The 12918-nt window shown below is 47.0% G+C and carries 14 protein-coding genes; 1 reads left to right on the top strand and 13 read right to left on the bottom strand.

The window, feature by feature from the left end; genetic code table 11:
* The 3 genes from cooS to SATMO3_RS06145 form a co-directional block, all read right to left on the bottom strand.
* Positions 1-1944 (bottom strand): anaerobic carbon-monoxide dehydrogenase catalytic subunit, encoded by a 1944-nt coding sequence (gene cooS, locus SATMO3_RS06155; protein WP_371378983.1) that lies wholly within the window; start codon positions 1942-1944, stop codon positions 1-3.
* A 287-nt stretch (positions 1945-2231) separates the two neighbouring features.
* Complete coding sequence (locus SATMO3_RS06150) at positions 2232-3518, bottom strand: homocysteine synthase (protein ID WP_371378981.1); 1287 nt, start codon at positions 3516-3518, stop codon at positions 2232-2234.
* 179 nt (positions 3519-3697) lie between these two features.
* A complete protein-coding gene (locus tag SATMO3_RS06145; protein WP_371378978.1) occupies positions 3698-4996 on the bottom strand; it encodes an ankyrin repeat domain-containing protein in 1299 nt (432 codons plus the stop codon).
* Positions 4997-5351: 355 nt separating this feature from the next.
* On the opposite strand from SATMO3_RS06145, the gene SATMO3_RS06140 reads away from it, so the two are divergent.
* The gene (locus SATMO3_RS06140; protein ID WP_371378975.1) at positions 5352-6290 is read left to right on the top strand and encodes a DUF1848 domain-containing protein; all 939 of its coding nucleotides are present in this window, start codon (positions 5352-5354) and stop codon (positions 6288-6290) included.
* 117 nt (positions 6291-6407) lie between these two features.
* On the opposite strand, the gene SATMO3_RS06135 is transcribed toward SATMO3_RS06140, so the two are convergent.
* From SATMO3_RS06135 to SATMO3_RS06090, 10 genes are all read right to left on the bottom strand, one after another.
* A complete protein-coding gene (locus tag SATMO3_RS06135; RefSeq protein WP_371378973.1) occupies positions 6408-6755 on the bottom strand; it encodes an asparagine synthase-related protein in 348 nt (115 codons plus the stop codon).
* Positions 6756-6868: 113 nt separating this feature from the next.
* A complete protein-coding gene (locus SATMO3_RS06130) occupies positions 6869-7861 on the bottom strand; it encodes a hypothetical protein (RefSeq protein WP_371378970.1) in 993 nt (330 codons plus the stop codon).
* Positions 7862-8161: 300 nt separating this feature from the next.
* Positions 8162-8596: a hypothetical protein gene (locus tag SATMO3_RS06125; RefSeq protein WP_371378967.1), complete on the bottom strand. Its 435-nt coding sequence runs from the start codon at positions 8594-8596 to the stop codon at positions 8162-8164.
* A gap of 28 nt (positions 8597-8624) precedes the next feature.
* A complete protein-coding gene (locus SATMO3_RS06120) occupies positions 8625-9074 on the bottom strand; it encodes a glycoside hydrolase family 73 protein (protein WP_371378964.1) in 450 nt (149 codons plus the stop codon).
* Entirely contained in the window at positions 9071-9430 is a 360-nt protein-coding gene (locus SATMO3_RS06115; protein ID WP_371378962.1) for a YcbK family protein, read from the bottom strand. The genes SATMO3_RS06120 and SATMO3_RS06115 overlap by 4 nt, the downstream gene beginning before the upstream one ends.
* A 2-nt stretch (positions 9431-9432) precedes the next feature.
* Positions 9433-9777 carry a hypothetical protein gene (locus tag SATMO3_RS06110; protein ID WP_371378960.1) on the bottom strand — a complete coding sequence of 115 codons (345 nt, stop codon included), beginning with the start codon at positions 9775-9777 and terminating at the stop codon, positions 9433-9435.
* Positions 9774-9959, bottom strand: a complete 186-nt coding sequence (locus SATMO3_RS06105) for a hypothetical protein (protein ID WP_371378957.1) — start codon at positions 9957-9959, stop codon at positions 9774-9776. Before SATMO3_RS06105 ends, SATMO3_RS06110 begins: the two co-directional genes overlap by 4 nt.
* An 89-nt stretch (positions 9960-10048) precedes the next feature.
* On the bottom strand, positions 10049-10567 hold the full coding sequence (locus SATMO3_RS06100) for a tail fiber assembly protein (RefSeq protein WP_371378955.1): 519 nt from the start codon (positions 10565-10567) through the stop codon (positions 10049-10051).
* A gap of 31 nt (positions 10568-10598) precedes the next feature.
* The gene (locus SATMO3_RS06095) at positions 10599-12251 is read right to left on the bottom strand and encodes a hypothetical protein (RefSeq protein WP_371378952.1); all 1653 of its coding nucleotides are present in this window, start codon (positions 12249-12251) and stop codon (positions 10599-10601) included.
* A gap of 20 nt (positions 12252-12271) precedes the next feature.
* Positions 12272-12916, bottom strand: coding sequence for a DUF2612 domain-containing protein (locus SATMO3_RS06090; protein WP_371378950.1), 645 nt, complete (start codon positions 12914-12916; stop codon positions 12272-12274).
* Positions 12917-12918: the final 2 nt, after the last annotated feature.

Here is a 12918-nt window from a genome sequence, read left to right as displayed (position 1 = left end):
TTATACCTCCTGCTTATTGCCGTTCCAATCCAGTTTACTTCTTCTTTGCGCAAGATCATTGACAATTCTCTGCCCTAAAGCAAGCGGCTCAGGTATCACCACCATAACCGAACCAAGCAGTTCCTGAGTGTCATGGGCGAAAAAATTGGCTACTTTGTCAGAACCCTGTACCGGCGCCGGGATGCAATGATAAGAGTTAAGGCCCATTAACCGGAAGCTGAGAGCGGCGCCGACTCCTTTTTCATTAGACCATTCCGGACTGGCAAACGCCACCGGCATGTTTTTCAGCGGCTGGCCGCATTTATCAGCCAGCGCACGGAATAAGCCGGATGCCCGCGCGTTATCCAGGCATTCGCCCATATGCCAGACTGGCGGCAGCTTTCGTTCGGTTAGTACTTCCTGCAGGCCGGGGCCGGCCTTGGCCAGGGCTTTCTGGGTACAATAACCCATTTTCAACAACGGGAAAGAAGCGCAGCCATTGGTCAGGACAATAATGTCGTTGGCAAGCAAGGTATCCGCCACCTGCACGATGGCCTGTTCATACACAACTTTGGGGTTATTGCAGCCGACAAGATTAACAATGCCCTTTATCTTACCGCTTTTGATCAGAGCCGCCAGCTCCTCCAGGCTGCCGAAAGCCTGCGCAATGTTCTCCACCGAGAAACCGACCTCGGCCTCCAGACTGACCTCTGGTATATACACATTTTGTTGCTGGCGGGCGGAATAATTTTGGATGGCCAGTTTGACAATGGCTTTCGCCTGGCTGTGAATCTGGTCCATATTGGCATGCTGATGATCAAAGGCAATATGGATAGCGCCAGGCAGGCGGCAGGAGTCGCTGGTGGTAATTACTTTGGTGTGGAAGCAGGCGGCGACATCCATAATTCCCGGGTAAATATCCTGCAAGTCAGCCACCCAGGCGTCCAGGGCGCCTGTTCCCATGACTAACTCGGCGCCGAGGGCATTACTTAGCGGGTGAACCTCGCCATAGCGATACAGCGAAGATAAGCCGGAGCAGCAAATGCCATATAAACGAATGCCTGCCGCCCCCTGGGCCTTGGCCAGCTCGACAAGTTCCGGGTCCCTGCTGGCCTGTACCAGCGCCGAAGGCAACACCGGCGAGTGGCCGTGCAGGGCAATATTAACGTATTCTTTTTTTATAGAAGCAAAATTAGTGTCAATAAAACTGCGTTTGGGCGGCCCATACAGGCAGTCGGCGGCAATGGACGGACCCAGCACACTGTTCCAGGAGAAGGCCAGGCCACAGCGCAGCAGTTGTTTCATAAGATTTTCCCAGTCGCCGTCGGTGCCGGTACCGGTGCGATGCAGAGCTTCAAATACCTCATGATAGGAACCGACAGGGATAATATCCAGCTCCGACCAGGTCTTTACCCGTTCCGGCGGAGCCATGGCGGCAATTGTCCGGTGCGTGGCCGGTACGGCGCGGGACATGTCTTCCAGCAGCAGATCGGCGAGCTGTTCCGCCAATTGGGCCACTGTTTTGTCTTCCTCATATATGCCGAAGGCTTTTGCCGTCGCCACAATTTTATCCTGTCCCAGAAGCGGCAGCGCCACTTGTCCGCTGGCTGCTTTTTTCAAGGCCAGCAGCACTTCCCGTCCGCGTGACCCGTGGGCGGCTACGCCGGCTGCTACCCAACGCAGAATATTACGGGCCACAATGACATGGGCGTCGGCGCCGCAGACGCCTTTAGGACTTTTCTCGGTAATTTTGCAAGGCCCCATATTACAAATCCGGCAGCAGGTTCCTGCCAGGCCGAAGCTGCAGTGCGGCTTTTGCGCGTCAAAACGGTCAAAGGCGGTAGGAATACCGGCTTTATCTAAATGGTTGAGCATATCCCGGACACCCGGATCAGGCGTTTGTTCGATTACTTGCGCTTTCGAGGGAAAGGTTTTACGGTACTCATTAATGGTGTCAAAACTCATGGTTACCTCCAAATAGACTTGGCTTTCGTTGCTTGTACCTTAGAAAAAAAGCTCTTTCCATAGGGAAATGAGCTTTTATGACTATGTCTTTACTCTCAACCGCAGGATACCTGATGGCGTCAGCACTTATTAAGTGCTGGCTAACCATATCGAAGCCGGTAGTCTGCAGACGAAAGCAAAATATGTAGTTAACAGTACAAATACTACCATTAGCCATATACTCTGTCAATACATGCTTAATAATTTCTCAATAGTGTAATTACTTCACCAAGGCCTGCTCCAAAATATTACTTAATTGCAGTGAAAGCCTGCTCGAGATCGCCAATAATATCGGCAACGTCTTCAATACCGATCGACAGGCGCACCATATCATCAGATACTCCGGCGGCAGTCAATTGTTCCCCGGTCAATTGGGAGTGCGTGGTGCTGGCAGGATGAATCACCAGCGACTTGGAATCCCCCACATTAGCTAACAGGGATAGCAGTTTGAGACTGTTAATGAACTTTCTGCCTGCCGCCAAACCGCCTTTGATGCCAAACGTCAAAATGGCGCTGGCACCTTTCGACAGATATTTCTGGGCCAATTTATAATCAGTATGGCTTTCCAGGCCCGGATAACTAACCCATGTAACAAGCTCATGCTTGCTCAGGTATTCCGCCACAGCCTGGGCGTTCTGGCTATGCCGCTCCATTCTGAGGTGCAATGTCTCCAGTCCCTGTAAGAAGGAGAAACTATTGAACGGACTGAGGCACGCGCCTAAGTCACGCAGGATTTGAACACGCAGTCGAAGAATATAGGCGAGCTGGCCAAGGGCCTGCGTATAGCTTAAATCATGATAACTGGGGTCTGGCTCTGAAAGAAGAGGGAATTTGCCGTTAGCCCAGTTGAATTTACCGCTGTCGACGACAACACCGCCCATGGAGGTGCCATGGCCGCCAATAAATTTTGTGGCTGAGTGAATGACAATATCGGCGCCAAAGTCAATTGGCCGGCACAGATACGGGGTAGCAAAGGTATTGTCGATAAGGAGCGGTATTCCGTGATTATGGGCAATGGCGGCTACGCTTTCAATATCCAGCACATCAATTTTAGGATTGCCGATGGTTTCGGCATATAGCGCCTTGGTTTTTGGTGTGATGGCCTTGGCGAAATTCTCCGGATCACTGGGATCGACCAGCGTTACTTTAATACCCAGCCGCGGCAGGGTGTAGGCAAACATGTTATATGTACCGCCATATAAGGTGGAGGAGCTGACAATCTCATCCCCCGCCTGGGCAATATTAAATATGGCTGCGCTGATGGCTGCATGGCCGGAAGCAAAAGCAAGCGCGCCGATACCGCCTTCCAGCGCGGCAATGCGCTTTTCGAATACATCGGTAGTCGGATTCATAATCCGGGTATAAATGTTGCCAAATTCTTTAAGACCAAACAAGTTGGCCGCATGATCGGCATCGCGGAAGTTGTAGGAAGTTGTCTGATAAATAGGTACTGCCCTGGAACCGGTAGTTGGATCAGGTTCCTGTCCGCCATGGACAGCCAGCGTGTTAAACTTTAAATTTTCCGGTAAAGCCATGTTTAGTTACCTCCCATAATGATTAATGAATATTTGGGCAAAAAGAAAAGACCGAGAATTAACCTCTTGAGGATAATTCTTGGCCTTTAGTCTGTCTAATCAGCCTAGGTAACACGTACCTATGTAATATTGTAACTTGAGAATATCATACCTATGTTACTGTTGTCAACAAAATTCAGTTAGAAGATATAAATGCTTTTGACCTTCATTTCATCAGGCAGCGTATTGGTATCGCCGCCATTCAGCCAGGCAACAGGCATGTTGTCAGCACTAATGTCAAGCTCGTAACGCATTTTGCTGTCCTTGGCAATAGCATACAGCGAATCGGTGTACTGAATGGAACTTACATTGCCTACACGCCTGAGTTCACCCAAAGTCGCACCTACCCCAATACCGTTCGACATTTTATAGCGGTCATCCAAAACCCGGATGGCTGTTACCACTCTATCCTGATTTTGTTTGCTCTTAGCAAAGAAAACAATCAGTGAAGGCGAGCCGGAGCCATTATGATAAGCTCTTAAGACCGGATAGTTATAGCCTGAAAGATATTCTTCGCCGGCAGCAACTGCCTGCCGGCCAAACTGCTGGTACAAGCTATCGACCGACTTTCCCACGCCGACGTTGCCGGCAAAACCTGTCGCCAGAACAAGTTCACCGGGCGGCTGTGTTGCCGACGCAAAGTTCCTGGCAGCGCCGGCCTTTACTCCCCCAGGTTGACCGGTTGCAGCTACCTGAGATTTAACTTCACTCGTATTGGCTGGCTCGACCTTTTTATTGGCCGGAACCACTTTATCTAAGTTTTCCTTAAGATCGTTTATACCGGCTCTGACAAGTACCTCAAGCGTACGCCGGTCACTTTTGGTTTTGGCCATTGACACAATATTATTGCCTTTACTATCGCTAACGGCGAGATTAGCGCCTTTTTGCAATAGCGCGGCGACTACGTCAGCCTGACTGTTCCATACGGCCTTCATAAGCGCTGTCTGACCGTCCTTATCACGCGCGTTAACATCGGCGCCTTTTTCCAAAAGCTGGCGCACTACCGCAGTGCGTCCATAAGCAGCCGCGGCATGCAGCGGTGTATAGCCGTCACTGCTGCGGTAAGAATCCGGAGGCATACCGGCCTGCAAAAATAGTGCGGTAATTTCCTTCTCACCCCTGCCGGCATATTTGACAAAATCCTCCGCCGAATAACTTATAGCCATACGGCTCAGCTGGTTTTCCGGCAGATTAGCTGCTTCCAGTTTAGCCTTACTGTCGACAATACCGTAATAAGCGCCCAGACCAACAATAGCCGGCAATAAGATTAAAGCAAAGTAGATGAGATGCTTAGGCTCAATGCTGGCGGCCATTTTGCCCAGACCGTTCCTGGAACCGGCAACCATTGCAGATAGATTGGGTTTAGGAAGTGCCGGCGTTTTAATGGTTTTCATCTGATTTGTAAATTCTTTGAATTTAGCTTTCATATTCTCCCACATAATCACTACACTCCGCAGGTAATATTACTATAATAATAATTCGCCTTCCACAGTCATTTTCCCTTTTATCGACAGGATTTCCAAGAAAAAACTTAATAAGTAATTAACATTCGCCGCAATATAACAAAATTCGTCATGATATTTTCCAAGACAGACAACACTGTTTCCTGTAAAATAAAGTAGACTAACCTTCAGGCGGGGCTTTAACCCATCTGAAGGTTAGTCATCGGATAAAATTAAACCAGTGCCAGAAATATAAACTGCAGTTAACAGCAGCGTTCTAATTTTCAATAGAAGCCTATGCAGTTGTGATATCCACGGAAACTATGCCAATAAAACATGGTGGTGTCAGCATATGATAATAAGCGCCAGCAGACGGACAGATATTCCGGCCTTCTTTTCGGATTGGCTGATCAATCGCCTGAAGGCCGGCTTTGTCCTTATTCAAAATCCGCGTAATCCCAAACGTATTGCCAATGTTGCCCTAGACCCGTCTGTCGTGGATTGTATTGTGTTTTGGACCAAAAACCCCCAGCCAATGCTGAACAAACTTAAAGTAATTGATGATCTGGGTTATCAGTATTACTTTCAATTTACCATCACACCGTATGATCAGCAGGTGGAAAAAAACCTGCCCGCCAAGCGCGAAATCCTGGAAACATTCAAAAAGCTAAGCCACAAAATCGGCAAACACCGGATTATTTGGCGCTATGACCCGGTGTTTATCAATAAACAATTCCCGCTGGAGTATCATCTCGATGCTTTTGGCCGGCTCTGCGCCAGCCTTGCAGACTATACAAATACCTGCATATTTAGCTTTATTGACATGTATGCAAGAGTCAGGATAAATGCAAAGGCGATAATTGCCACCGAGGTAAGTGAAGCCGACAAGAAGCGGATCGCCCAGAGCTTTTCCGCGATTGCAGGACATCATAACCTCCGGCTAATGACCTGCTCGGAGACATTGGATTTTACTTCCTATGGCATTGCCCGCGCCGCATGTATCGATCCAAGTCTGCTTGCAAACATGTTAGGCGCTTCTGTTCAGTCCAAAAAAGATCCTAACCAGCGCCCCGCCTGCAAGTGCATTGAAAGTATCGATCTTGGCGCTTATGACTGCTGCCGGCATGGTTGCGTTTATTGTTATGCCACTACCAGTGAAAAAACAGTATCCAGAAACAGTCCCCGGCATGATCCTTGCTCCCCCCTGTTGATCGGCCACCCCCAGGGCGATGAAACCATTACGGTTCGGGAAGTCCGTTCCTTAATAGACAGACAGTCAGCTTTATTTTAAAATCACGGCTTGCACCGAGCCATATACGAAAGCTAACGTAAATCTGCTAATTAAATAGCCGAACTAAGATCCTCTGCTAGGGGCAATCTCAGTTCGGCTCAATTATTTTATCCCAGCTTATACTATTTGCACTTTATATTCACGCATCCAGTGATCGGCCTGTATGAGATAGGCAAATAACTGCGGCCCGCTCATCAGTTGCCCAAACCAGGGAATGTTGGATGCAGACAAATCGGTCTCGGCAATCCGTTTTAGGACATCCATATCAAGCAGCTGATATAAAGGTGAAGCCGGATTATTGAGAACTGCGAGCGCTTCGCCGACAACCGCTTTGGTATAGGACGGGTTATGCGTCTTAGGGTAAGGACTCTTTTTCCGCCAGAGGACATCGTCAGGCAAAATACCTTCCAGAGCATGGCGCAATAGCCCCTTTTCCCTATTTTGATAGTATTTCAAAACCATCATATTAAACGCACACAAATTATTCAACTTTTATTATATATGCTTATATTTGTTAGAATAGAAAACCGCACCCCGGAGGATGCGGTTAGGTCGCTATCTGATCACTAAAATAACTTTTATAAACACTCTAACTTTTGCAATTTCTCTAATGCCTTAGCCTTGTCTTCTTTAGTAAGGGGAGTGATCTTACCATGCGAATAACATCTCATGGAATCGCAGCGTTGCGCCTCCCCAAACGGAAGAATAGCTTCAAGCGACCCTTTAGTGCTCGGCCTTACAGCAGCTTTTAATTGACGCTTAGATAGTAATTCTTTCATGATTTCAACTCCCTTCAAAAATTTCTCAGGATATAAGATATCCTGGACATAACTAAGCGAATGCGGTAAACAACATGTATGCTCACAGCTTTTAACAAAGTGGCTCAACCTATAATCTTCTGCTAATGACTCTAACGCTGTGTTTATCATTATACTTGGTTCTAATTGGGAAAACAATACTATTCTTTCTGAGCAATTATCAAGATAACCATAAGCATCTAGCCATTTAAATAACGCAGACTGACTGCTAATGTTGGTCTTGTCCATAGCATCGAATGTCAAAATGTGTCCTTGCTCGTGAAGGATACTACCGGCAACACGATGACCTACATCTAGTTTTTGAATTTCTCTTATCCATTTTTCGGCAACGGATTCTTCGATTTCATTGTCACCTTGTAACATTTCTATCCCACTAATATGAAATTCCTGATCATCTAAAATTCTAGTAGTCGTGTGATCGGGAACTAAATATATATGTCTTCTTTCAATACGACAATCTGCAAAGGCAGTCTGTGCCGGCTTCCTACGTTTTGCAACAGTAAAAGGTAGGTTGTAAATCGGAGCAATTATCTCAATTCCTAATTTCTTGATAACACTCAATCCACAGCTAATTTCAAAAAAGGAACGAGGTTGCAACCCGTTGTCATGAATCTTATCAAGTCCATAACTCTCTACAATACTTCTATAAATCAGGTCATTATCCTTCTTTTTTACATTAACAAATCTACTCTCAAATAATATTTTGTCCAATTCCTCATTCTCTAAACCTATTGTAAGTGATTCAACGTCCATTTCAAAACCACCTTAACAAGATTCATTCTTTGATAATTAGACAAAAAACTAAAAAAACCTCTAACGTTGCCATAATTTTGCAAAATTTACATTCATTTATAAACGAGAATTTGCCCGCCCGGTACCCGATAGACAATAATATTGTCAAATAAATGCCACAAGTCGCCTCCACTTAAGTACATTCCGCAGCTGCAACAATTACATTACCTCCTACTCTTTATCCGTACATGAAACTGTAATTTTGGATAGATATAAAATAAAAAAGCCGCCCACCAGGACGAACCCGGCAGGCGGCAGTAGTTATCTAAGCGCCAGATACAGCGCGGCCCCGGCAAACAAATTCCGCTGCCAGGTGAGCTTATTAATTTTGGACCGGACCTGCTTCTCTAACTGATCGATATATCCGGTCATTTTTGTCAAGGACTTCTCTGATGCTTCCAAGTTCGCCTTGAGCATTTCCGATTCGATCACTAGCGCTGTCGATTTTTCCTGCAGCGCCGTTAATTCTACCTGACACGCTTCCAATTCCAGTCTGGATTCCCTTAAGTCCGTCTGTGATTGTGTCAGCGTGTCCTCTAGCTTCGTCAATTTGTCCCTTAGTATCGTTGAGTTCTGTTCTAACTGCGTCAGTTGACTGTCCGATATCAGATACATCTGCTCTGCTGCCGAACAAGTACCAAGCGGCAATACCAGCAAGCAGGCAACCAATAATAAGGATAGTAGTTTTTTTATCATACATTAAAACGCCTCCTATCAAATAAGACTAATCAAAATTTGTTAGATTATTAGCCCGGATTGTACTGAGCAAATTATCAGCATAATCCGGGTCAGTTGCATATACCGGGGCTAATGAACGAACAAACTGCTCTACATCGTGTGTATTGTACCAGGCTGCCCATGCATCGGCATAATATGACTCCTGGGTGATCAGGATGCACCAATCGTCACACGCTTGCAATAGGGACTCATATCCCTGAAATTTAGCCGTAATCTGCTGCCATTCTCCGTTGTAACACTCCCAGGTGGTTTTCTCAATGTAGTTACCCCAACCGCCCCATTTACGGCCAAAAATATTGTATTCACCGATCTTGTACCTACCCCAGCCACTTTCTAACGCGCCTTGAGCAATAAGCACACTGGCCGGCAAATCATACGGCTTACACTGGGCCTGTGCCGCTGGCGCTAACCATGAAATAAACTCTTCCGGTGTCACTCAGACCACCTCGCCGCATAGCCGCGTGTGTCAATATGGACAAATAGGCTGTCATAATACCGGCCGATTCCATCAGCGCCGCATTGCTCGGCAATCTCGGCCAATTCATTGACGCTCATGCCATTCGGCACCAACACGTCAGCAGCACAACCCTGGACATGCTGACTATTGGGTACGCCGCCAACTTCGGCATTATGAGACGGGCAACGGTAGGCGCAGGATATTGATACCGGGGCGCCCACAGCCCCCCGGATTGCATCGAGTACTTGCAGCAGTCTTTCATCCATGCCGTTAACCGGGAGTTGGCCGCAGCACTTGCAGGCCAACTCCGAATCAGAAAAATACTTACTACCCATAACTAGACTTCCTCCTTGTGCAGGTCCGGCGTATCCGTCACCTGCTGAATCTTCCGGATCGCGGCCACTTCCGCATCGATCAGCCAGCCAACTAAAACCTTTGGTACGACAATCCGGCGCCAGCCAAGCAAGTCCATGACTGCCTGAATGGCCGCTGCCCGTTTTTCTCGGTTCTCCATATCGTCTGCGTGCCGATCCAGTTCATAGATGATTTTTTTCAGGCTTTCTTTGGCTTTGCCCGCCGGCAATCCCCGATAAACTACGTGCACGATCAGGACCAATACAAGAGCCGCCAGGATTGTCCCGGCGGCGCATAAAACAATTTGCAATTCGCTTTGCGATATCATTTCATCACCCTTTCTAATACGACTACTAAAAGAGCGGTCACAACCCCGCTTGCTCCTGCCGCTTTCCACACAGCCATTTCTACTTCACGCAGCCTTTTGAAAATGTCCACATCATTTTTTTCGCATTGAGTTATGCGAGCTTCACAACCACTGTGTTCCATACAAGCTTCCTTCTCACCCAAAACCCCACCCCCAAAAATAAGCATAAAAATAACCGCTCTTAGCGGCAAGGTTCACGCGGCATAGTATCACCTCAAATAAATCTTGGCTCTTACTCAGGTTTCACCGGCCATATTGGATTATCTGTATCGCACGTCTCAGGCATATCTCTGAGGGCTTGCCGGTATGCTTTCCATGCCTCGCGTTCAACATCAGTGATAGGATAGTCACTCAACATATACTTGTCAGTTTCGCTCAGCAACTGATCTCGCTTGGCTCGGATTGCAGTTAACTTTTCCTCTGCAGTTGGTACATACTCCGGTTTCGGCACCGGCTTGCCGGTTTCCATGTCGCGGATATACTGGCCGGTGGCATACAAATTTTGTTCGTCCTCTGTTATGGCAACGTAACCGTCTGGCACTCCCTCAAAAGTATCGTCATTATAGCCAGTTATAACGGTTCCGGCTTCGGCTATTTCTATAATATCCGCTCCGGTTTCCGTGTCTTGTCCGATTACTGTTTCAATGGCCTCCGTGTTGTAAATAGGATTTTTAACCCGTTGAAAATGCACACCCTCTACAAGTGATGTTAGGCGCACTCCCGCACCGTCAAACTTTGCGTAATACTGCATGTTGTATTCCTCCCTTTCTTTTACCACTGGACTACATGCCGACAGCACACCAATAAAAAGTAGCAGATTGGCCGGCACCATTCGTATTAAATTGATCTATTTGCAATTTAGCGCCAGTAGTTGTTAGCGATCCATGTTGCAAGCCATAGATATGCCCATCAGCCACCGAATATCGCGAACTGTCAGCGATAAATCCAAAAACTGATGTAAAACTTATCGGGAATGTGATGGATAAAGCATCTGTGCCTAAACGCGACTGAATTGTATGCACCACATTTCCCCATTGTAAAATTAGCCCATTGGCGAATTTTACATAGCCATTTTCGGCCAAGCTGTAAGCAATTACACCCCCGCCTAAGGCATTTATCGCGGCTTGCACAAATGCGGTAGTTGCAAGCTGCGTAGTACTCGTCCCTGCTGCCGCTGTCGGCGCAGTTGGTGTCCCGGTTAGCGGAGGGCTTTCTAAGGTTGCTAGTGTTTTTATTATAGGACTTGTTACTGTATAGCCTGTTTCAGCGGTTATTAACGATATACTAAAATTGTTTGCCAACGCTGCATATCCAGTGTGAGATGACTGGAATCTCTCTAAGTTTATCGCGGGATAATCCCATGCCGTGCTTGTAGTTCCCAATAAGATACATAAATTCGTGCCATCTGTACCACATCTTACAGAGGTAAAAGGCGCGTTAGGAGACAATAAAACATCCGTCGCATTGAACACAGTGCCATCTGTAGAAAATTGTCCGCTTATCCGCAATTTCCACGCTGATTTATATCCGCTCCCGGAGTAGTAACGGTTAAAACCAACTATATCTATATCAAAAAAGCTTATGGCGGTCATGATCGGTATGGTAATCTTAATCGTCCCTGTTGCAATAGAATTGTTTACATACTGAGCTAAATCCCTCATAACCCTAACACCAGTAGCAGGCGCATAGTCTTTGGATAGTTTGCGTGTATCTACCCCTGCAACAGCCGCTTGTGTGGTTACTTCCGTTATGCCACCGGTAGGAGTAAACGTTATCGCACTGGCAGCATGCGCGCCGCTTGCTGCAGAAATATGATTGGTAGCATTCGTTGCGGTATTAGCAGTAGTTGCAGTAGTTGCGTTGCCTGTGATATCTGCCGGCAGCTTCCCGCTTGCATCCAGTTTCAGCAACTTATTAGCGGCTGCAGTAGTCACAATTAGATCAGAGATAGCCTGGATCGTAGTCGCCGGCAACGTATTCCAGTTTGACTTTCCTGTAATACTTTTCAACATGTAACCAACCATGCCGAGCAAATTGGTTAGCGTATTGGCAGCCGCCGCGGCTGTTGTCGTATCTGTTATGGTTCGATTGCCGATTTTGGCATCCGTGACAGAATTATCCGGGTGATCTAATACGGCAGCTGTACTGTGAGTATCTACGGCATCTTCTGCAATTGCTAGCATTGCGGCCTGCAGAGCAGTTGTAATACCGGGGATATCATCATCTTTACAGTCATATCCTTGTGCGACTATAAAATCAGCGATTGCTTTCGCCATGGCCGTAGACTGTCGATATAGTTTATTATGCAGGCGGCTTAACGCCATACCCGGGATAACACCGCCCTGGCGCTGTGTAGCTACGCTATATTCTGCATCGCTGAACGTCCTGTCAGAACTCATTTCTTCATTAAAAACTTTAAAATTGGATTCAGCCATTTATACAACTCCTTCCTGGTTTAGGTCCAATAGCTTTCATCATATCCATACATTCTCTGTGCGTCATCCTCCATATCATAAGCAAAAGAGTCTAACGGGTTAGGATTCATCCAATCGGCATGATCGTACCCTTTTACCGTAGCAGTTTCCATGTCATAGCCAAAGACGGCGTCGTCGGAGAAGGCGTAATTTATTCCCACGCTTTGCGGTTTAGGAACAATATACCCTTTCTGTATGAGGTTTTTGGTCATTTGGTCATATATGCCGACCACAACGACGTCAATTGTCATGTCCTGGTTATCTTGGATTATGATCGGATTGCCGAAAAGCGTCAGCCAAATCTCTCGCAGATCCGCTGTACGCCCTTTCCACATGTTCTTTGCAATTTTAGCCCGTAGTAAATTTAGGTAGGAGAAATTATCCAATACCGGGGACAAGCCCCTGTCTGGTTGAAAATCTAACGTACGGCTTTGCCCAACGATTTCACCCAGTATATCCTGCTGGGTGCCCGTAGCATTGTCCAAGTCAAATTCATCATCCATATAGACGGCTACAGAAAAAATGTCTTCGCAGGGCTGCAGCAGCGCTGACAGCGTAGCCATATATTTAGGCTTATCACGGTGCTGGCTACTGACGAGATTTAAATACCTGTCCAGTAACGCCATGA

This window comes from Sporomusa aerivorans (assembly GCF_041428895.1).
GTDB lineage: Bacteria > Bacillota > Negativicutes > Sporomusales > Sporomusaceae > Sporomusa > Sporomusa aerivorans.
Note: the sequence above shows the minus strand (reverse complement) of the source record. Positions and strands in the feature narration are given on the sequence as shown.

Coding starts and splice junctions, on each gene's coding strand:
- cooS (WP_371378983.1), bottom strand. CDS start 1,944: ATGAGTTTTGACACCATTAATGAGTACCGTAAAACCTTTCCCTCGAAA.
- SATMO3_RS06150 (WP_371378981.1), bottom strand. CDS start 3,518: ATGGCTTTACCGGAAAATTTAAAGTTTAACACGCTGGCTGTCCATGGC.
- SATMO3_RS06145 (WP_371378978.1), bottom strand. CDS start 4,996: ATGTGGGAGAATATGAAAGCTAAATTCAAAGAATTTACAAATCAGATG.
- SATMO3_RS06140 (WP_371378975.1), top strand. CDS start 5,352: ATGATAATAAGCGCCAGCAGACGGACAGATATTCCGGCCTTCTTTTCG.
- SATMO3_RS06135 (WP_371378973.1), bottom strand. CDS start 6,755: ATGATGGTTTTGAAATACTATCAAAATAGGGAAAAGGGGCTATTGCGC.
- SATMO3_RS06130 (WP_371378970.1), bottom strand. CDS start 7,861: ATGGACGTTGAATCACTTACAATAGGTTTAGAGAATGAGGAATTGGAC.
- SATMO3_RS06125 (WP_371378967.1), bottom strand. CDS start 8,596: ATGATAAAAAAACTACTATCCTTATTATTGGTTGCCTGCTTGCTGGTA.
- SATMO3_RS06115 (WP_371378962.1), bottom strand. CDS start 9,430: ATGGGTAGTAAGTATTTTTCTGATTCGGAGTTGGCCTGCAAGTGCTGC.
- SATMO3_RS06110 (WP_371378960.1), bottom strand. CDS start 9,777: ATGATATCGCAAAGCGAATTGCAAATTGTTTTATGCGCCGCCGGGACA.
- SATMO3_RS06100 (WP_371378955.1), bottom strand. CDS start 10,567: ATGCAGTATTACGCAAAGTTTGACGGTGCGGGAGTGCGCCTAACATCA.
- SATMO3_RS06095 (WP_371378952.1), bottom strand. CDS start 12,251: ATGGCTGAATCCAATTTTAAAGTTTTTAATGAAGAAATGAGTTCTGAC.
- SATMO3_RS06090 (WP_371378950.1), bottom strand. CDS start 12,916: ATGGCGTTACTGGACAGGTATTTAAATCTCGTCAGTAGCCAGCACCGT.